The sequence below is a fragment of the Erwinia aeris genome, assembly GCF_041224955.1.
Classification (GTDB): domain Bacteria; phylum Pseudomonadota; class Gammaproteobacteria; order Enterobacterales; family Enterobacteriaceae; genus Erwinia; species Erwinia aeris.
On sequence record NZ_JBGFFX010000001.1, the window covers coordinates 79,387 to 98,905 of the forward strand.

The following is a 19,519-nucleotide window of genomic DNA, read 5'->3' on the forward strand; positions in this document are numbered from 1 at the left end:
TGCTGCCGATAAACAGTTAAGCAATCTGAATTTGTAGTTAGCCAGTGTCATAGCCACCGGACGATGCAAAGCAGAGCAACAGAACGCCGCGCTGGTAGTGGAAGCGGCAGCAGCCCAGGCACGCTCGGGTTGGTTCAGGAGAAGGCAAACCGCCTCGGATACTGACCCACAGGGAACACACTGTTTTAACCCCTTAATCTGTACTTTGCAGGGTGGATCTGGATGAAAAAATCGACGTTGGTAGCACCGCCGGAGAACGCAACGCTGTTGTCACAGATGGTACAGCGCCTGCCGTTATCCGATGCGCACTTTAAGCGCATCAGCCAGCTTATTTATCAGCGGGCCGGCATTGTTCTCGCCGACCATAAGCGCGAGATGGTTTATAACCGCCTGGTGCGCCGGTTACGGACGTTAGGCATCGACGATTTTGGTCGTTACCTGGCGCTGCTGGAGAGTGATTCCGGCAGTGCAGAGTGGCAGGCCTTTATCAACTCGCTGACCACTAACCTGACGGCGTTCTTTCGCGAGGCGCATCACTTTCCGATTCTGGCCGATCACGCCAAGCGGCGCGGCGGCAGTTTCAACGTCTGGTGCGCGGCGGCGTCGACGGGCGAGGAGCCTTACTCCATCGCCATGACGCTGGCGGAAACGTTAGGCGCAGGCAAGTTCCAGGTTCACGCCAGCGATATCGATACCCAGGTGCTGGAAAAAGCGCTGTCGGGCGTCTATCGCCAGGAAGAGCTGCGCACGCTGTCGCCTCAGCAGCTGCAACGCTTCTTCTTTCGCGGTACCGGCCCGCACGCTGGCATGGTGCGCGTTCGGCCTGAACTGGCTAACACCATTACGTTTTCCCAGCTCAACCTGCTGGGCAACGAGTGGGCCGTTCCCGGCCCGTTCGACGCGATCTTTTGCCGCAACGTAATGATCTATTTCGACAAAGAGACGCAGGAAAAGATCCTGCGGCGTTTTGTCCCGATGCTGAAACCTGGCGGCATTCTTTTTGCCGGACACTCTGAAAACTTCAGCCAGATCAGCAAAGAGTTTTACCTGCGAGGCCAGACGGTTTACGGGCTGACTAAGGAAAGATAATGGGCAAAATCAAAGTGTTATGTGTTGATGACTCTTCGCTGATGCGTCAGCTGATGACGGAGATTATTAACAGTCATTCGGACATGGAGATGGTGGCGACGGCGCCCGATCCGTTGGTGGCTCGCGATTTAATTAAAGAATTCAATCCCGACGTGCTGACGCTGGACGTGGAAATGCCGCGCATGGACGGACTGGATTTTCTGGAAAAGCTGATGCGCCTGCGGCCGATGCCGGTGGTGATGGTCTCTTCGCTGACCGGCCAGGGTTCCGAAGTGACGCTGCGCGCGCTGGAGCTGGGCGCGGTGGATTTTGTCACCAAGCCGTCGCTGGGTATCCGCGAAGGCATGCTGGCCTACAGCCAGATGATTGCCGATAAGGTACGCGCCGCTTCAAGGGCGAAGCTGCACGTGCGTCGGTCGCAGCCAGCGCCGGTGATGCTGAAAGCCGGGCCAATGCTGAGCAGTGAAAAGCTGATCGCAATCGGCGCCTCTACGGGCGGTACGGAAGCGATCAGGCATGTGTTGCAGCCGCTGCCGGCCACCAGTCCGGCGCTGATGATTACGCAGCATATGCCGCCAGGCTTTACCCGCTCTTTTGCCGAACGGCTGAACAAGCTGTGTCAGATCACGGTAAAAGAGGCAGAAGACGGCGAGCGCGTGCTGCCGGGCCATGCCTATATCGCGCCGGGCGCGATGCACATGGAGCTGGCACGCAGCGGCGCAAACTATCAGGTGAAACTGCACGACGGCCCGCCGGTCAATCGGCATAAGCCTTCGGTAGACGTGTTATTTAAATCAGTCGCGCAGTATGCCGGTCGCAACGCCGTTGGCGTGATCCTGACCGGAATGGGCAACGACGGCGCCGCAGGCCTGCTGACCATGAACAAAGCAGGCGCGTGGACCATCGCCCAGAACGAAGCGAGCTGTGTCGTATTTGGTATGCCCCGCGAAGCAATTGCGCTCGGGGGCGCCAGTGAAGTGGTGGATCTCCACCAAATCAGCCAGCACATGCTGGCAAAAATTAGCGCCGGACAGGCATTACGTATCTAACGCAGCGCCCGTCCCGCGGGGCTACACAAACAGGAGTAATTATGGCTGACAAAAATATGCGGTTTCTGGTGGTCGACGATTTCAACACGATGCGTCGTATCGTCCGTAACCTGCTGAAAGAGCTCGGCTTCAATAACGTTGAAGAAGCAGAAGACGGCGTTGACGCGCTGGCTAAGCTGCGTGCCGGCGGCTTTGACTTCGTGATTTCTGACTGGAACATGCCAAACATGGACGGTCTGCAGCTGCTGCAAACCATTCGTGCAGACGGCACGCTCGGCAAGCTGCCGGTGCTGATGGTCACGGCCGAAGCCAAAAAAGAGAACATTATTGCGGCTGCTCAGGCGGGTGCCAGCGGCTATGTCGTTAAACCTTTTACCGCAGCGACCCTTGAAGAGAAGTTAGGCAAGATCTTCGAAAAGCTGGGTATGTAAGGAGCCGAGATGAGCGAACTTCCGAAACCAAGTGTCGACGCGGCTTCCGCGAACGACATTATCTCCCGAATTGGTTCGTTGACGCGGATGCTGCGCGACAGCCTGCGTGAGCTGGGACTGGATCAGGCCATTGCTGAAGCGGCGGAAGCCATTCCCGACGCCCGCGATCGCCTGGACTACGTAGTGCAAATGACCGCTCAGGCGGCTGAACGCGCGCTGAACTGTGTGGAAGCCGCGCAGCCACGTCAGACAGAGATGGAGAATGGAGCTAAAGCGCTGAAAGGCCGTTGGGATGAGTGGTTTGAGAATCCTATCGAACTGGCAGATGCCCGCTCGCTGGTTTCGGATACCCGTGGTTATCTGGAATCGGTGCCGCAGCATACGAGCTTCACCAACGCGCAGCTGATGGAAATCATGATGGCGCAGGATTTCCAGGATCTGACCGGTCAGGTCATCAAGCGCATGATGGATGTGATCCAGGAAATCGAGCGTCAGCTGTTGATGGTGCTGTTGGAAAACATGCCGGAACAGCCTGCCCGTCCGAAGAAAGATGCGGACAGCCTGAAAAACGGCCCGCAGATTAACGGTGAAGCGCCCGGCGTGGTGGCTAACCAGGATCAGGTCGACGACCTGCTCGACAGCCTCGGGTTTTAAGCTTGTCCTTCTGCTCAGGGCCGATCCTTATCGGCCCTTTTTTGCTATTACCTGAATAACCCCCTTTTTACGCGTTTACTCGCGGCATCATCCCTGCGCCTTTTTGGCATCCTAACCGCATTCATTCCGTACTCCAGAAATTCCCTGAGGATAGCCTGTGTCTGGTGACAGCGAAGAGGAAAAGACCGAATCCGCAACCCCCCACCGACTTGAAAAAGCACGAGAAGAAGGGCAGGTTCCGCGCTCGCGCGAGCTGACCTCGGTGCTGATGCTGGTGGCGGGGTTGGGTATTTTGTGGATGGGCGGCGAAAGCATGGCCCGCAAAATCGGTCAGCTGCTGGCTCAGGGATTAGTGTTCAACCACTCGGTGGTCAGCGATACCAGCCAGATGCTGCACCTGATCGGCAGACTTTTTGTGCAGGCGGTGTATACGCTGCTGCCGATGATGGCGGGGCTGGTGCTGGTAGCGATTGCCGCGCCGATGCTGCTGGGCGGCGTGCTGATCAGCGGCAAAGCGATTAAGTTCGACGTTGGCAAGATGAATCCAATTAAAGGCTTAGCCAAGCTGGTCTCCGCGCAGACCGCGACGGAACTGGTGAAATCGATTCTGAAAGCGGTGCTGGTCGGCTGCGTGACCTGGCTGTATGTCAGCCATAACTGGCCGGAAATGATGCGCCTGATCAGCGAATCGCCCTATACCGCGCTGGCCAGCTCGCTGAACATGATTGCCATGTGCTGCGTGCTGGTGGTGCTGGGCCTGTCGCCGATGGTGGGATTTGACGTTTTCTGGCAGTTGTACAGCTACTACAAAGGGCTGCGCATGACTCGCCAGGAAATCCGTGACGAATATAAACAGCAGGAAGGCGATCCGCACGTTAAGGGGCGTATTCGTCAGCAGATGCGCGCGGCGGCCCGCCGACGCATGATGGCGGATGTACCGAAAGCGGACGTTATCGTGACCAACCCGACGCACTATTCCGTCGCCTTGCAGTATGACGAACGGAAAATGAGCGCGCCCAAAGTGGTGGCGAAAGGCGCAGGCGAAGTGGCGCTGCGTATTCGCGAATTAGGTAAAGAACACCGTATTCCTGTCCTGGAGGCGCCGCCGCTGGCGCGCGCGCTCTATCGACATAGTGAAATTGGTCAGCATATTCCCGGTACGTTATATGCGGCTGTTGCAGAAGTGTTGGCCTGGGTCTGGCAGCTCCGTCGCTGGAAGCTGGAAGGCGGCCTGGCCCCGAAAAAACCTGCTAATTTACCGGTGCCGGAAGCGCTGGACTTTGGCTCTGGAGAGAAAGACTGATGGCGAATCTGGCCACATTGTTGCGCTTACCGAATATGAAAGATACCCAATGGCAGATTATGGCCGGGCCGGTATTGATTATGATGATCCTGGCGATGATGGTGCTGCCGTTGCCGCCGTTCATCCTCGATCTGCTGTTCACCTTTAATATCGCGCTGTCGATAATGGTGCTGCTGGTAGCGATGTTTACCCAGAAAACGCTGGAGTTCGCTGCGTTTCCGACCATTCTGCTTTTCTCCACCCTGTTGCGCCTGGCGCTGAACGTCGCCTCAACCCGTATCATCCTGATGGAAGGGCATACGGGCGCGGCGGCGGCCGGACAGGTGGTTGAGGCCTTCGGGCACTTTCTGGTGGGCGGCAACTTCGCCATCGGTATCGTGGTCTTTATCATTCTCGTTATCATCAACTTTATGGTTATCACCAAGGGTGCTGGCCGTATCGCCGAAGTGGGCGCGCGCTTTGTGCTGGACGGGATGCCCGGTAAGCAGATGGCGATCGACGCCGACCTGAACGCTGGCCTGATTGGCGAAGACGAAGCGAAAAAACGCCGTGCGGAAGTCACCCAGGAAGCGGACTTCTACGGGTCGATGGACGGTGCGAGTAAGTTCGTTCGCGGCGACGCCGTCGCGGGCATTATGATCATGGTCATCAACGTTATCGGCGGTCTGCTGGTGGGCGTGGTGCAGCATGGTATGGACGTGGGCCACGCAGGGGAAACCTATACGCTGCTGACCATCGGTGACGGTCTGGTTGCTCAGATCCCGGCGCTGGTTATCTCAACCGCAGCCGGCGTTATCGTGACCCGCGTGGCGACCGATCAGGACGTTGGCGAGCAGATGGTTACCCAGCTGTTCAAAAATCCACGCGTGATGATGCTGAGCGCAGGCGTGCTGGGTTTACTGGGTCTGATCCCGGGAATGCCGAACCTGGTGTTCCTGCTGTTTACCGCCGCGCTGCTGGGCCTTGCGTGGTATATGCGCGGTCAGGAGACCAAACCGAAAGCCATGCCGCAGAGCAGCATGGTGAAAAGCGCGGAAACGCCGGTGAATGTAGAAGCGTCCTGGACCGATGTGCAGCTGGAAGACACGCTGGGCATGGAAGTCGGCTATCGACTGATCCCCATGGTGGACAATACGCAGGATGGCGAGTTGCTGGGTCGTATCCGCAGCATTCGTAAGAAATTCGCGCAGGAGATGGGCTTTCTGCCGCCGGTGGTGCATATCCGCGACAATATGGAGCTGCCGCCAGCGCGCTACCGTATTCTGATGAAGGGCGTAGAAATCGGCAGCGGCGACGCCTATCCGGGCCGCTGGATGGCGATCAACCCCGGCACCGCCGCAGGCACGCTGCCGGGCGAAGTGACGGTGGATCCAGCCTTTGGTCTGGCCGCTATCTGGATCGACAGCGCGCTGAAAGAGCAGGCGCAGATCCAGGGTTATACCGTAGTGGAAGCGAGTACCGTAGTCGCTACGCACCTGAACCATTTGATTGGCCAGTACGCCAGCGAGCTGTTTGGCCGTCAGGAAGCGCAGCAGCTGCTGGATCGCGTTACCCAGGATATGCCGAAGCTGACGGAAGATTTAATCCCTGGCGTGATTACGCTGACCACGCTGCATAAGGTGTTGCAGAATTTGCTGTCGGAGCGCGTTTCCATCCGCGATATGCGCACCATTATTGAAACGCTGGCGGAGCACGCGACCGTGCAGACCGATCCGCACGAGCTGACTTCCGTAGTGCGCGTGGCGCTGGGCCGGGCGATTACCCAGCAGTGGTATCCGGGCAACGGCGAAGTGCAGGTTATCGGACTGGATACCACGCTGGAACGTCTGCTGCTGCAGGCGTTGCAGGGCGGCGGCGGTCTGGAGCCGGGCCTGGCAGATCGTTTGCTGGCGCAGGCGCAGGGCGCGCTGGCGCATCAGGAGTCGCTGGGCGCGCCGCCGGTGCTGTTGGTTAACCATCCGTTGCGCGCGCTGCTGGCCCGCTTCCTGCGTCGCAACCTGCCGCAGCTGATGGTGATTTCTAACCTGGAGCTGACCGATAATCGTCAGATCCGCATGACGTCGACTATCGGTGGTCATTGATGAAAAAGGCGTTGCTGTTTTTGTGCTGTCTGCCACAGCTGGCGTTGGCTGCCGGCGGCGCCTGGCACGCCTCCGCGCCGGGGCCGGGATTGCTGAATCGCGGGATGCAGTTAACGTCGCCCGCGCTGAAGGCGTCGGAGACGGTGACCGGCGCGATAACGGAGATCAGCTGGCGCTATGAGCTGACCGGCCCAATGCCTTCCGGTTTTGCCGCCTGGCTTTGTGCCGAAAGGCGTTGCGTGCCACTTGACGGCGCGAGCGGCGCGACGCGAGGGTTAACCAATATTCATGCCGGAGAAACGCTGCACTTTGTCTATGGCGTGCAGGGACAAGGTCGGCTGCCTCAGACGCTGCGTGTGCTGAGTAATGAAGTGATGGTGAATTACCGGTAGCCTGGCGGGCAAAGCCAGGCAGTGCAGGGCAAAAGCAGGCAGTGCAGAAAGGGGCGAAGCGATTCGCCCCTTTTTTGCGTTCTGAAGCCGGAGAAAAGCCGCTGTGACTTGGGGCAGGTTACAGAAGTCGCTGCGGGGCAAGTGGCAGGCAGCAAGGGACGGTGCGGAACACGGACGCGCCGTAAATCCATCCGTGGAGGCTCGGTTGGCGCGTCCCTGCGCCAAACGGTCCGCTTATCCGCACGGCCCCTTACTGCGGTCAGGCAGCGGCGTGGCGGTAAGAATGGCGGTGAGATTGGCGATAGGTTGCAAAGGCGGGATTGGCGATAGGTTGCAAAGGTCGCTGCGGCACTAAAGAAAAGCAAAAGAACAGACCGCTGCGGACTGAATGCGGCCTGTCTTTCCCGGCGAATTTAGCGAACCTGGACTAAACCGTTCCAGGTTTCCATATAGCGCGGGGCTTTCAGATCGTCCACCTGATAATTGACCAGATCAAACAGCAGATCGTTGAGCGTCAGTCTGGCTTCCGCATCAATCAGGTTGTGAATTAATTGCCGGGTTAAAGCCTGGCAATATTGGGTGACTCTTTCCGGTTCCGCAATAAAAGTGACAGGATGAAAAGCCGTAATATTCGACGCCGTTAGCTGTGGAAGGCGCTCGTCAGGCACCGGTTCTTCATAAGTCGTCGCCAGCTGTTCAAGGCTGGCGGCCATTTTTTTATAAAGAGAAAGACGCTCCATATCATTATCCGTTTCCATTAAGGCGGCAACCAGACGCTCGTTATATTCCGCCAAATCGATAAAGTCCATTCCCGCAGGTAGCGAGGAAAAATTTGTAAAATCAGGGCGAGTTTGGGTACACTGTTTTACAGCCATCATGTTACTCCTTTTAACATTGTGGTCAGAGGCTCGTCAGTGTTCCACCACTGGCGGGTCTCGCTATTTCTGCTTCGCTTCAGGCGCCGCCCATCAACTCTATGCTTTTTCTTTACGCCGTCAATACTCCATGGATCGTTTTCTTTCAAAGGATTATGCCTTTATTTAGTTATGGAAAGCTGCTCGTAAAATAAGATGAAAATAAACAGGTGTTGCTTGTTTTTTGTGAGGCAGGCCGCAAGCAAGGGGCGTGAGATCGCACGGCTATTTATTGTCTGCAAAGAACTCAGCATTAATCCTGTTTAACTTCCGATAATTAAATAACAATGCGGTCAGAAGGTGGGGGACGAAAGTAGCTCGGGAGTATTATTATATAACGGTGTTATTTTCAAATATTTTGTGCAGTTCCTGATAAACAGGATGAATCAGTCCGCTTATCCGCATGGCCTCTTACTGCGGTCAGGCAGCGGCGTGGCGGTAAGGATGGTGCGGGATTGGCGATGGGTTACGCAAGTCTGCGGAAAAGGTCGTTGCGGCATGGGCGGCAGGTTACAGAAGTCATTGTAGGGCAGGCGACGGCATCAGGGAGCGGTTTGTCATAACAGACAAAACGTAAATAGTGCAATAAGGTGAACTTAATCATTTTTTTGCGGCGCAATGTGTGATGAAAATACGTTGCCCGCTTTTCAGGAAGAGGGGGGAATAACGGCGGGTATTCCACTCATTATGCTACTTATTTTCGAAAAGGATAGCGCGTATAAGGGGCAGTCCGCTTCAGCTAAACCAGAATAATTTTGGCATATCCTGGTGGCTAAATCACCTAATCAGGCCACCTGGAACCGCACAGATTTGTATAAGGATAATGCACATGGCATGGATTTATCAGCAATCTACGGGAAATCTTTATCACGATAGCGAGTATATCGACCGTGGTTATTCAGGTATGCTGACCAATAAGAATAATCCCGACCGACAGCAGGTAAGAGGAATGGGGCCGATCCCGCGTGGTAAATGGCGTATCACGCAGCGTACCCACACAAAAGGGCCAATGACGATCGTGCTCAGGCAAATCACTGGTGAAACCTTTGGGCGCACGGAGTTTCGTATTCATGGCGAACGTATAGGCAAACCAGCAGGCTTTGCTTCCCAGGGATGTATTATCCTGAGGTCTGCGACCCGGGATCGTATCTGGTCTTCCCATGACAGAGAGCTGGAGGTAATAAGATGAGAAATTTATCTTTCTTGTTGATGACGTTATGTCTGTTTTCCACTTCCGCAGCCTGTAGCTCAGTGATGGTCGAAGAAAACTGGGGGAAATTTATTAGCAATATTGCAAAAGGGAATAGCCAGACGATTGCTGTATTACCTGGAAAAATAAAAGCGATAAGTCATTCAATTACCGACCCACAGGCTATTGAGCTCGTTGAGGCAATAAGTTTTGCATTGATCAATAAGCCGTTGGCAACGCTTCAGGCAACGGAAGAAATAGGGACATCCGCTGATACGCTTGTTCAGCGATTTGATTCCGGCAGCATTTGCTCTGTACCTGCCATCCTGTCTTACACGAAATCTTCTGTGCTGAAATATTACGCTCTGGCAACGGAAGCGCTTAAAAAAGCAGGTAAACCAGCCGCAGAGTGCCTGAATATTATGCAGGCAGCTATGGCGGAAATTCAGCAGGAGGATGAGCGAGGCGAGATGAAATGGGGAAATAAAAGCTTTAATCCGGTACGGGCTTCCGGGTAAATTTTCCAGGCAGAATAAAACAGACTAAATCTTTAGCGATAAAAAGGGACGAAAGCTCGTCCCTTTGCGGATCGCCTGTTACATTCTTTCGACGGTTTCGATACCCAGCGTATCCAGACCCTGCTTCAGGGTTCTCGCGGTCAGCAGCGCCAGCTTCAGGCGGCTCTGCTTCGTCGCTTCGTCTTCGGCAGACAGGATCGGGCAGTGCTCGTAGAAACCAGAGAACAGACCGGCCAGATCGTAGAGGTAAGCACACATCACGTGCGGCGTGCCGTCGCGCGCGACCTGGGTGATGGTTTCTTCAAATTGCAGCAGGCGTACGGCCAGCGCCGCTTCGCGATCTTCAGCAATCACGGTTTTGCCCGTGACGGCGGATTCTTCAATGCCCGCCTTGCGGAACACGGAAAGCACACGCGTATAGGCATACTGCATATACGGCGCGGTGTTGCCTTCAAAGGCCAGCATGTTGTCCCAGTCAAACACATAATCCGTGGTGCGGCTTTTAGAAAGATCCGCATATTTGACCGCGCCGATACCCACCGTGTTGGCAAGCTTCGCCAGTTCGTCGGCTGGCATATCCGGGTTTTTCTCGCTAACCAGCTTCGTGGCGCGCTCGACCGCTTCGTCCAGCAGATCGGAAAGCTTGATGGTGCCGCCCGCGCGGGTTTTAAATGGCTTGCCGTCCTTGCCCAGCATCATGCCAAACGCATGGTGTTCTAAAGGCACGGACGTCGGCACATAACCGGCTTTACGCACGATGGTCCACGCCTGCTGTAGATGCTGGTGCTGACGTGAATCGATATAGTAGAGCACGCGATCGGCATGAAGCGTTTCATAACGGTATTTCGCGCAGGCGATATCGGTGGTGGTATAAAGATAGCCGCCATCCTTTTTCTGGATGATAACGCCCATCGGCTCGCCATCTTTATTTTTGTACTCGTCCAGGAAAACCACGGTAGCGCCTTCGCTTTCTACCGCCAGGCCTTTGGCTTTCAGATCGGCAACGATGCCCGGCAGCATATCGTTGTACAGGCTTTCGCCCATGACGTCTTTGCGGCTCAGCGTCACGTTCATGCGGTCGTAGACTTTCTGGTTCTGCGACATGGTGATGTCCACCAGACGCTTCCACATTTTACGGCAGTATTCATCGCCGCCCTGAAGTTTTACCACGTAGCCGCGCGCGCGTTCGGCAAAAGCCGGATCTTCGTCATAGGTACGCTTGGCTTCGCGGTAGAAGGCTTCCAGATCGGATAAAGCGATCTCTTCATGGGCTTCGTTCTGCTGTTTTTCCAGGTAAGCGATCAGCATCCCGAACTGCGTGCCCCAGTCGCCCACATGGTTGGCGCGGATCACGTTGTGGCCCAGGAAGGAGAGCGTGCGCACCGCCGCATCACCAATGATGGTGGAGCGAACGTGACCAACGTGCATCTCTTTGGCGACGTTAGGCGCAGAGTAGTCGATAACGATAGTCTGCGGTTCGACCGGCGACACGCCCAGGCGCGGCGCGTCGACAACGCGGTCTACCTGGGCGGCAAGCCAGTCGGCGTCAAGAAACAGATTGATAAAACCCGGTCCGGCGATTTCAACCTTGCTGGCGATCCCCTGTAGATCGAGATGGGTCAGCACCTCTTCAGCAAGCTGGCGCGGCGCCTTGCCCAGTTTTTTCGCAACGGCCATAATACCGTTTGCCTGGTAATCGCCGAACTGTGCCTTAGCGGACTGACGCACCTGCGGCTCGCAGTCGGCCGGAGCCCCTGCCGCGATCATCGCCTGACTGACTTTATCTGAGAGAAGAGCCTGAATATTCACCGGATTACCTTTATATGCAAAAACGCCTGCGCGCTGAGGCCAGGCCGTCATACTAAACGGAGTCGGACAGCAGAGTGGCTGTTCGCTACCGCTAAAAAAGAAGGGAAAAAGTATACTGCATTTAGGCTGTAGTTATCCAGGCGTGTAAACAGGAGAGGGCACAGGAAACAGCGGGCGCTGCTTCCTGGTTGTCTGGTCAGGTGCGACGACGGTGAGGGCGATGCGGGCTGGCGATAGTCGTCTTTTCGTTACGAAGCTTCCAGTGCCTCACCAGAGCAAAGCCCGTCATAACGATAAGCGCTGCAATAAGTATTAACATCAGCATTTGCTATTCCTTGTGTGAGAAGCGAAACGAATCTATAAGAAATAAGAATACCCTGGAGTCGACGAACGGGATTTAAGAATAGTCGCATTGTATAAATTTAACTAAATTAAAACATTAAGTTAAGCCAAATTTTCTAAATAATATGCTGGGACTAAACCAAATTTAACTAAAGAAAAGGATAATAATCCGCAATTATCGAGCTATCCTGGGCTGTTACGTTTTTCTTCATCAGGAAAGCTGGCCCGAAAACGGGGTGTGATGGCATAAAAATGATTAATATTTTTAAAGTAATTTAACGAGGAAGGCATGTTTTCAGGTAAAGTAGCGGAAGAATTAAACGATTTAGTTAAGGATTCTGGAGAGTTTCTATACAAAATTAACCATCTGGCGACGCGGCTCGGGCTGGATCTGGCTGCGCATCATGCCGATCACATCGCCGTACGCTGCCATCAGGTCGCGACGGCGGAACGCTGGAAAAAAGGTTTTTTGCAGCACGGCGTGCTGTTTTCAGAAAAGATGATAGGCGGACGGCCGGTCGCGCTGTTTGAGCTGCATGAACCATTACGGGTCGGGCCATGGCAAATCAGCATGGTGGAGCTGCCCTGGCCCGGTGAAAAAGTCTATCGGCATGAAGGCTGGGAGCACGTTGAGATCGTGCTGCCGGGCGATGAAGCGCAGCTGAGCGTGCGTGCGCTGGCGCTGTTGTCGGATGAGAGCCTCTCTAAACCAGGGATAGCCATTAAAAATAGCGCGCCGAAAGGAGAGGGCGAAAGGCTGCCTAATCCGACGCTCGCGGTCAGCGACGGCCAGGTGACGATCAAGTTCCATCCCTGGAGCCTGAAAGAGATTGTAGAGAGCGAGCTAGCGTCGTAACGTCCGCACGGCTTTTTCCATCCGTCGCACCGCTTCCACAATCAGATCGCGCGGGCAGCCAAAGTTAAAGCGTACAAAGCTATCGTCGCCAAAATCACGCCCGGCGGAAAAGCCCAGCCCGTGCCGTTCAAAAAACAGCGCCGGGCTGGCAACGTTAAGCTGGCTGGCGTCAATCCACGCCAGATAGGTCGCCTCCGGGCGGGCCAGCGAAAGCCCCTCAATAGCGTTGACACGCTCGGTCAGCCAGTCCCTTGAGGTTTTAAGATAGGCCAGCTGCTCGTCCAGCCACGGCTGCCCGTCTCGCCAGGCGGCCGTCGCGGCGACCAGCGCCAGGATATCCGGTTGCGGCACAATACCCAGGCGTGCTTTGTTGAAACGCGCGCGCAATGCTTTATCGGGAATAATGGCCAGCGAAGCGCCCAGCCCGGCAATATTGAACGTCTTTGAGGGCGAAATCAGCGTCACGGAGCGTCGCTGCGCGTCTTCGTTAAGACTGCCAAAAGGAATATGCTGCACGCCGTCTTCCAGCAGCAGGTCGCAGTGAATTTCATCAGAGCAGACGATCAGATCGTGACGTTGCGCAAAGCGCAGCTGTGCCTCCAGCTCCTCGCGACGATAAACCGTGCCGCCGGGATTTTGCGGATTGCACAGCATTAACAGTTTTTCGTTGCCGGTCATGGCGGTTGACAGCTCGTCAAAATCCGCCAGCCAGCGTCCCTCATGCAGTTTTAACGACACGTTAAGCTGCGCGCGGTCGGCCAGCTTCGCCGCAGAGCGGAACGGCGGATAAATCGGCGTGGGCGCGACGGTGCCTTGATGCGGCTCGGTAAAAGCGCGTACCGCTAAATTCAGCCCGCTGACCACGCCCGGCAGTAAAACCAGCCATTCCGGATCGATTTTCCACTGATAGCGCGCCAGCATTCGCGCCGTGGTGACAGCAATCAGCTCATCCGGCGTGGTGCCATAGCCGAAAATACCATGGGCCACGCGCTGCTGAAGCGCGTCAATCACACATTGCGGCGAGCGGAAATCGGTATCTGCTACCCAGAGCGGCAAAATATCCTGACCGCCATATTTCTGCCATTTCAGACTATCGCTGTGACGGCGATCGATACGCTGGTCGAAAGTGCATGTCATGTTGGTGATTCCCGTTACTATTATTTTTAATGTTCGAAAGCAGACTAAACAGCGAAACAGATTTACACAACCAGCCGGCAGTCATTAACAGGAGAATGAAATGTTAAAACTGGAAGTATGCTGCTATGGGATTGATTGCGCGCTGGCCGCGCAAACCGCTGGCGCCGATCGGGTGGAGCTTTGCGCTGCGCCTTCGGAAGGCGGATTAACGCCTTCGGCTGGCAGCCTGTTGCAGGCTCGCGAAACCGTGTCCATACCCGTTCATCCCCTGGTGCGTCCGCGCGGCGGTGATTTCTGCTTCAGTGACAACGAGTTTCGTCAGATTAAAGACGATGTCGCCTGGATCCGCGAGCTTGGTTTTCCGGGCGTGGTGGTCGGCATACTGGATGTGGACGGGCATATTGATATCGCCAGGATGAAGCAGGTCATGGCGCTTTGCGCAGGCATGGAGGTGACCTTCCACCGCGCTTTCGATCTCTGTCACAACCCGCTGACGGCGCTGCGGCAGCTTACCGACCTGGGCGTGGCGCGCATCCTGACTTCCGGCCAGCAACAAAGCGCCGAAAGCGGTTTACCTTTATTAAGGGAACTTAATCAGCTTACCCAGGGTCCAATCATTATGGCCGGCGCTGGCGTCCGCATGAGCAACCTGCATAAGTTTGTGGAAGCCGGATTGCGTGAGCTACACAGCTCCGCCAGCCAGCGAATCGCCTCTGCAATGCGCTACCGTAAAGCCGGTGTTTCCATGACTTCCGTCGCGGAAACGGACGAGTTCAGCCGCGCCTGCGTTGACGGCGATATGGTGGAAGCCATGAAAGCCTCGCTCTCGCTCTCGTTTGGCTCGTCGGCAAGCGTAGCCTGACCCCGATTTTGCCGCACAGCACGCCAGGTTAACGACGTGATGTTTGCAAGTACCAGGCCTCATCATTTTGGTGAGGCTTTTTTTCTGCCGCAGAACCGAAATTCCTCTTACACTGAACACATCTCTGGCTGCTGCGAGTTCACTGATGAAAGTCATAATGACCGCCAACGTTTTTCTGCTGCCGCTCATGCTATTGGCGGGCGCGGCACAGGGCGCAGATACCTGTCCCGCCAACGCCGCACGGGTTAACGACAGCAACAGCCTGCTGCTGCTGGGCGGTACCGCGAAAGGGCCGATAAAACAGGTTGTAATGGGCGAGTTTGGTAAGGATGTCGACCAGCAAAAACGCATTCTCGGTGAGTTCGATCGCTGTGGCGCGCTGCTGCGGGCGGATATCAGCTTTGACAAGAACGAAGGTAACGTCGCGCTCAGAATGGTGCAAAGCATTACTCGCGTCGCCACCGGCTGGCAGGCCGACTACGTTCTGTCGATCTTCGTGCTGCAAAAGGGCAAGCTGGTGGAAGTCAGCAATAAACAGGGAACCGTCAACTATCTGACCGGTAAAACGGGCACCATTACCAGCTCGTCCGAGGCGTTTCTGTTGCAGGGAAAAAAGGGCTTTACGGAAACCACTAACAGCTACGACAGCCGTCAGCGGCTGATTAAAAGCGTGGCGAGAGGATCGGACGCGCAGGCCAACGGCGAGTTTCACTATAGCTGGAATGCGGAAAATCTGCTGATCGCCAGCCGTTCGGGCAACAGCGAAATGCAGTGGAGCTATGACGATAAAAAGCGGGAAAAGGGGCTACTGATGCAAACGCATAACCCCGATAGCGAGCTGACCACGCAGGATGAATGCCAGCTGTGGGACGAGCGGGGCAACTGCACGCTAAGCTACTCGCATGAGAGAGAAGTCTTTGCGCACGGTGAAGTGCTGCGCAATATCAGCGCGGCCTATCGCTTTGAATACTGGGATAAAGCGGAAGGCGCGGACAAATAAGCGGCCCGCGCCAAACGCTGTTATTTCACGGTCTGGCTGAAAGCGTCTACTGCCAGGATAGCGCTGGCGATATCCTGCGCGCTAAGGTTAGGGTTAAGGTTCTTCAGCGTATCGCCTTCGCTGTTAGCCAGTTCGCCCACTTTCAGCAGGTTCTCCCAGCTTTCGTTTTCCAGATGCATCTCTTTTAGCGTGGTCGGCATTTTTATCGCGCGATAAAAGCGGACATAGCGTGCAATCTCTTCATCGGGCCGCTGCTCCAGCACCATTTGCGTCAGCGTGCCGTAGGCGACCTTTTCACCGTGCGTCAGATGGTGGATGTCGCCGTCGATAGCGGTAAAGCCGTTATGGATAGCGTGCGCGCCCGCTAAACCCGCGTTTTCAAAGCCCAGGCCGGAAAGCAGCGTATTGGCTTCCACTACCGCCTCTACGGCTGGCGTAACCACTTTTTTCTCTACCGCCTGATAAGCGCTGTATCCCCAGGTCAGCAGCGTTTTTTCGCAGGCTTCGGCAATCGCCATACCTGCAATCGTCGGATCGCCATCCACCATCGATTTGCTGTGCGAACGTTTGACCGCCTGCGCTTCGACAAAAGTCGCCAGACCATCAGCGATGCCGGAAGCGAACAGCCTGACCGGCGCCTGGGCGCAGACCTGCGTATCCACCAGCACCAGATCCGGGTTTTTGTTATAGAAGCGGTAGCTTTCGAATACGCCGCTGTCGGAGTAGATCACGGAAAGCGCGCTGCACGGCGCATCCGTCGAGGCGATAGTCGGTACAATCACCACCGGCCGCTTCAGCTCGTCGGCCACTGCTTTAACCGTATCCAACGTTTTGCCGCCGCCTACGCCGATCACCAGCTGCGCATCGGCCTCTTTCGCCAGCGCCGTAAGGCGAGCGATCTCATTGCCGGAAGCCTCGCCGTTGAACTGCTGATAATGAAACTCGACGTTGCGCTGCTGCAAAGCATCCTGCACCGTCTTGCCCGTCAGTTTCCAGACGATTTCATCCGCCACCACAAAAGCTTTATTGCCCAGTTCCGCTACGTAGTCGCCCAGCTGAGCCATGACGCCAGCGCCCTGAACGTACTTGCGCGGTGAAGAGAATACGAACTTACTCATGGGAACTCCTTTTGGTGAAATAAAAGTCGTACAGGTTCAACCGTAGACCTTTTAACGCAAAAAGGGGGATGGAAATGTGACATAACGAAAATTGGTAGTAGGCAATCAGCCGCGTAATCGCTAAACTTTTTTTCCTTTCCAGGGAAATCAGTATGACCTCGTTATTAACCTTTCTGTTCGCCATTACGCTGCTGACCATGACGCCGGGTTTCGATACGGCATTGATCCTGCGTACGTCCGCCGCCAGCGGCTGGAAAAAAGCGCTGGCGACCAGCATGGGCGTCAATGCCGGCTGTATGGCGTGGGGCACTGCGGTGGGCGTGGGGCTTGGCGCACTGCTTCTGGCATCGGAAGTGGCCTATAACATTTTAAGGCTGGCGGGCGCGGCGTATCTGCTATGGCTCGGCGTGGGGCTACTGTTAAAACCGCGCAGCGCCTTCCAGGACGCTCTGCCGCAGGCTAAGCAGGACGGCTATCGCCGCGTATTTATGCGTGGTTTTTTAGGCAATTTGCTTAACCCTAAGGTCGGCATCTTCTACGTCTCGTTTTTGCCGCAATTTATTCCTGCTGGTGGCTCGGTGGCGCTCTGGAGTATCGGCATGGCCTTTACCCACGTGGTCGTCGGCACGTTGTGGAACGGGATGCTGATCGCCTGCACGCATTACTTTGCGGAAAAGCTGCGTAAGCCGGCGGTGATAAAAATCATGGATCGCCTGACCGGCTGCGTCTTTATCGGCTTTGCCGCAAAGCTGGCGCTGGCGAAGCGTTAAGACCTGCCGGGGAAGGGGGAAAGCACGGATAATGAACGCACTTTTCGCGCGTCCCTGCGCGAAAATGGTCGTCCGGCTTTATTTACTACAGCGAGGCTGAAACCAGCAGCCACCCGCGCCGGACGAACTAAGGCTGGCTATCAGTAAGGCCGCTTATGCCCGAAGCTTGCGCACCGAGTCAGCCGCACGGGTAGCTAAAGCTGGCAGTTATGAGCCACGAGTAAAGCCAAGGCTTTACGCCCACGGCGACGCCGGTCGTGCTAAGGCTTGCGCGCCACCAGTACGGCACGCAGCGGCGCCGGATAGCCTTCGACGGTTTTGCTGCTGTCGTTGGGATCCAAAAACTCCGCCAGCGATTCGCTGGTCATCCAGTCGGTGCGGCGCTGCTCTTCCGTCGAAGTCACGGAATAGTCCGCGATCTTCACATCAACAAAGCCGCATTTCTCCAGCCAGTTTTTCAGCGCGCCGGTAGAGGGAATAAAATAGACGTTGCGCATCTGCGCATAGCGTTCGCCCGGCACCAGCACCGCGTGCTCGTCGCCTTCGACCACCAGGGTTTCCAGCACCAGCTCGCCGCCGCTGACCAGCTGGTTCTTCAGCTGATAAAGGTGATCCAGCGGCGAGCGGCGATGATAGAGCACGCCCATCGAAAAAACCGTATCAAACGCTTTCAGCTCCGGCAGCTGCTCGATGCCGAGCGGCAGCACGTGCGCGCGCTGATCGTTGCCCAGCAGCTTGCGCACGGCCTCGAACTGGCAGATAAACAGCTGCATCGGATCGATGCCCACCACCAGATTTGCGCCCGCACCAACCATGCGCCACATGTGATAGCCGCTGCCGCAGCCGACGTCCAGCACGGTTCGGCCCGCCAGCGGGGAAATATGCGGCAGCACGCGGTCCCATTTCCAGTCGGAGCGCCATTCGGTATTAATATGCACGCCATACAGCGAGTAGGGGCCTTTGCGCCACGGCATCAGATTACGCAGCAGGCTTTCGATACCGCCGCGCTGGCGCTCGCTGAGCTGGCTGCTGTCGGCGGTGACACCGTGCAGCAGATCCAACGTTTCTGGCACGATGGTCGGCAGATGCTCAACCGAGCGATCCCAGTTTTTAAAATGCCCGTGCAGCTGTTCGCGCTGCCAGGCGGCAATCTGTGCAGGCAGCGTTTCCAGCCAGTGCGACAGCGGACTTTTGGCGATCAGCTGATAAAAATTACCGAAATCCATCAGTCCGTCCCAGCCTTAAGCGCAATTAACGAGCCAAAATTAAAGCACTGGAACCAGAGTTCGGCATGCTCAAAACCGGCCAGGCGCAGGCGCTCTTTGTGCGTTTCTACGCTGTCGGTCAGCATAACGTTTTCCAGCATACTGCGCTTCTGGCTGATCTCCAGTTCGCTGTAGCCGTTAGCCCGCTTGAAGTCATGATGCATATTGAACAGCAGTTCGCCCACGCTGGCGTCGGCGAAGCTGAATTTTTCGGAAAGCACCAGTGCGCCGCCGGGACGCAGGCCTTGCCAGATGGTATTCAGCAGGCTCTGCCGCTCGGCAGGCTCTAAAAACTGCAGCGTAAAGTTCAGCACCACCAGCGAGGCGTTTTCAATCGGAACGGCGCGAATATCGGCCTCAATCACTTCGACCGGCGTGTCGGCGCGGAAAGCGTCAATATGGCGACGGCAGCGCTCCACCATCGCGGGCGAGTTATCAACGGAGATAATTTTGCAGCCTTCGGCTTTGATATTGCGGCGCACCGAAAGGGTGGCGGCGCCCAGCGAGCAGCCCAGATCGTAAACCTGGCTGTGCGGCTGTACAAAACGCTCGGCCAGCATCCCGATCATCGAAATAATATTGGAATAGCCAGGCACGGAGCGCTGGATCATATCGGGAAAAACTTCGGCCACGCGCTCGTCAAACGTCCAGTCGCCCAGTTTGGCAATCGGCGCGGAGAACAGCGTATCGCGGTTAGACATAGTGGTAAGTCCGGAACAAAAACGGAAAGGGCGTATTCT

At 55.9% G+C, this 19,519-nt stretch carries 20 protein-coding genes; 13 read left to right on the forward strand and 7 right to left on the reverse strand.

All coding sequences use genetic code 11. From position 1 onward, the window contains the following. Positions 1–222: 222 nt before the first annotated feature. From cheR to flhE, 7 genes are all read left to right on the forward strand, one after another. Positions 223–1,089, forward strand: a complete 867-nt coding sequence (cheR, locus tag AB6T85_RS00330) for a protein-glutamate O-methyltransferase CheR (protein ID WP_301252236.1) — start codon at positions 223–225, stop codon at positions 1,087–1,089. Continuing rightward, complete coding sequence (locus tag AB6T85_RS00335; protein WP_253460662.1) at positions 1,089–2,138, forward strand: protein-glutamate methylesterase/protein-glutamine glutaminase; 1,050 nt, start codon at positions 1,089–1,091, stop codon at positions 2,136–2,138. The genes cheR and AB6T85_RS00335 overlap by 1 nt, the downstream gene beginning before the upstream one ends. A gap of 41 nt (positions 2,139–2,179) precedes the next feature. Further along, positions 2,180–2,569, forward strand: coding sequence for a chemotaxis response regulator CheY (gene cheY / locus AB6T85_RS00340; protein ID WP_034935773.1), 390 nt, complete (start codon positions 2,180–2,182; stop codon positions 2,567–2,569). A gap of 9 nt (positions 2,570–2,578) precedes the next feature. Continuing rightward, a complete protein-coding gene (gene cheZ / locus AB6T85_RS00345; RefSeq protein WP_125287937.1) occupies positions 2,579–3,223 on the forward strand; it encodes a protein phosphatase CheZ in 645 nt (214 codons plus the stop codon). A gap of 157 nt (positions 3,224–3,380) precedes the next feature. Continuing rightward, positions 3,381–4,526 carry a flagellar biosynthesis protein FlhB gene (flhB, locus tag AB6T85_RS00350; protein ID WP_253460665.1) on the forward strand — a complete coding sequence of 382 codons (1,146 nt, stop codon included), beginning with the start codon at positions 3,381–3,383 and terminating at the stop codon, positions 4,524–4,526. Then, positions 4,526–6,607, forward strand: coding sequence for a flagellar biosynthesis protein FlhA (gene flhA, locus AB6T85_RS00355; protein ID WP_369894558.1), 2,082 nt, complete (start codon positions 4,526–4,528; stop codon positions 6,605–6,607). The genes flhB and flhA overlap by 1 nt, the downstream gene beginning before the upstream one ends. After that, positions 6,607–6,999, forward strand: coding sequence for a flagellar protein FlhE (flhE, locus tag AB6T85_RS00360; protein ID WP_301252233.1), 393 nt, complete (start codon positions 6,607–6,609; stop codon positions 6,997–6,999). Before flhA ends, flhE begins: the two co-directional genes overlap by 1 nt. Positions 7,000–7,412: 413 nt before the next feature. On the opposite strand, the gene AB6T85_RS00365 is transcribed toward flhE, so the two are convergent. Further along, on the reverse strand, positions 7,413–7,877 hold the full coding sequence (locus tag AB6T85_RS00365; protein ID WP_369894559.1) for a hypothetical protein: 465 nt from the start codon (positions 7,875–7,877) through the stop codon (positions 7,413–7,415). Between the two features lie 865 nt (positions 7,878–8,742). Here AB6T85_RS00365 and AB6T85_RS00370 point away from each other — a divergent pair. Beyond that, positions 8,743–9,102 carry a tlde1 domain-containing protein gene (locus AB6T85_RS00370; RefSeq protein WP_253460676.1) on the forward strand — a complete coding sequence of 120 codons (360 nt, stop codon included), beginning with the start codon at positions 8,743–8,745 and terminating at the stop codon, positions 9,100–9,102. Beyond that, the gene (locus AB6T85_RS00375; protein WP_369894560.1) at positions 9,099–9,620 is read left to right on the forward strand and encodes a hypothetical protein; all 522 of its coding nucleotides are present in this window, start codon (positions 9,099–9,101) and stop codon (positions 9,618–9,620) included. The genes AB6T85_RS00370 and AB6T85_RS00375 overlap by 4 nt, the downstream gene beginning before the upstream one ends. A 78-nt stretch (positions 9,621–9,698) precedes the next feature. Here the strand turns inward: AB6T85_RS00375 and argS are convergent, their stop codons facing one another. Beyond that, complete coding sequence (gene argS / locus AB6T85_RS00380; protein WP_301729436.1) at positions 9,699–11,429, reverse strand: arginine--tRNA ligase; 1,731 nt, start codon at positions 11,427–11,429, stop codon at positions 9,699–9,701. 196 nt (positions 11,430–11,625) lie between these two features. Further along, positions 11,626–11,754, reverse strand: coding sequence for a hypothetical protein (locus AB6T85_RS00385; protein WP_301252226.1), 129 nt, complete (start codon positions 11,752–11,754; stop codon positions 11,626–11,628). A 306-nt stretch (positions 11,755–12,060) separates the two neighbouring features. Here AB6T85_RS00385 and AB6T85_RS00390 point away from each other — a divergent pair, with 306 nt between their 5' ends. Beyond that, on the forward strand, positions 12,061–12,627 hold the full coding sequence (locus AB6T85_RS00390; protein WP_253460685.1) for a VOC family protein: 567 nt from the start codon (positions 12,061–12,063) through the stop codon (positions 12,625–12,627). On the opposite strand, the gene AB6T85_RS00395 is transcribed toward AB6T85_RS00390, so the two are convergent. Then, positions 12,616–13,764: a MalY/PatB family protein gene (locus tag AB6T85_RS00395; protein WP_369894561.1), complete on the reverse strand. Its 1,149-nt coding sequence runs from the start codon at positions 13,762–13,764 to the stop codon at positions 12,616–12,618. The genes AB6T85_RS00390 and AB6T85_RS00395 overlap by 12 nt on opposite strands. A 100-nt stretch (positions 13,765–13,864) precedes the next feature. Between AB6T85_RS00395 and cutC the strand changes: the two genes are divergently transcribed. After that, positions 13,865–14,626, forward strand: a complete 762-nt coding sequence (cutC, locus tag AB6T85_RS00400) for a copper homeostasis protein CutC (RefSeq protein WP_253460691.1) — start codon at positions 13,865–13,867, stop codon at positions 14,624–14,626. Between the two features lie 157 nt (positions 14,627–14,783). Continuing rightward, positions 14,784–15,626 carry a hypothetical protein gene (locus AB6T85_RS00405; protein WP_253460694.1) on the forward strand — a complete coding sequence of 281 codons (843 nt, stop codon included), beginning with the start codon at positions 14,784–14,786 and terminating at the stop codon, positions 15,624–15,626. Between the two features lie 20 nt (positions 15,627–15,646). On the opposite strand, the gene AB6T85_RS00410 is transcribed toward AB6T85_RS00405, so the two are convergent. Then, positions 15,647–16,744, reverse strand: a complete 1,098-nt coding sequence (locus AB6T85_RS00410) for a glycerol dehydrogenase (protein ID WP_301252222.1) — start codon at positions 16,742–16,744, stop codon at positions 15,647–15,649. A gap of 152 nt (positions 16,745–16,896) precedes the next feature. Here AB6T85_RS00410 and AB6T85_RS00415 point away from each other — a divergent pair, with 152 nt between their 5' ends. After that, positions 16,897–17,514, forward strand: a complete 618-nt coding sequence (locus AB6T85_RS00415; protein ID WP_301252220.1) for a LysE family translocator — start codon at positions 16,897–16,899, stop codon at positions 17,512–17,514. 260 nt (positions 17,515–17,774) lie between these two features. Here the strand turns inward: AB6T85_RS00415 and cmoB are convergent, their stop codons facing one another. After that, positions 17,775–18,743 carry a tRNA 5-methoxyuridine(34)/uridine 5-oxyacetic acid(34) synthase CmoB gene (gene cmoB, locus AB6T85_RS00420; protein ID WP_253461296.1) on the reverse strand — a complete coding sequence of 323 codons (969 nt, stop codon included), beginning with the start codon at positions 18,741–18,743 and terminating at the stop codon, positions 17,775–17,777. Continuing rightward, positions 18,740–19,480 (reverse strand): carboxy-S-adenosyl-L-methionine synthase CmoA, encoded by a 741-nt coding sequence (gene cmoA, locus AB6T85_RS00425; protein WP_125287922.1) that lies wholly within the window; start codon positions 19,478–19,480, stop codon positions 18,740–18,742. The genes cmoB and cmoA overlap by 4 nt, the downstream gene beginning before the upstream one ends. Positions 19,481–19,519 lie beyond the last annotated feature (39 nt).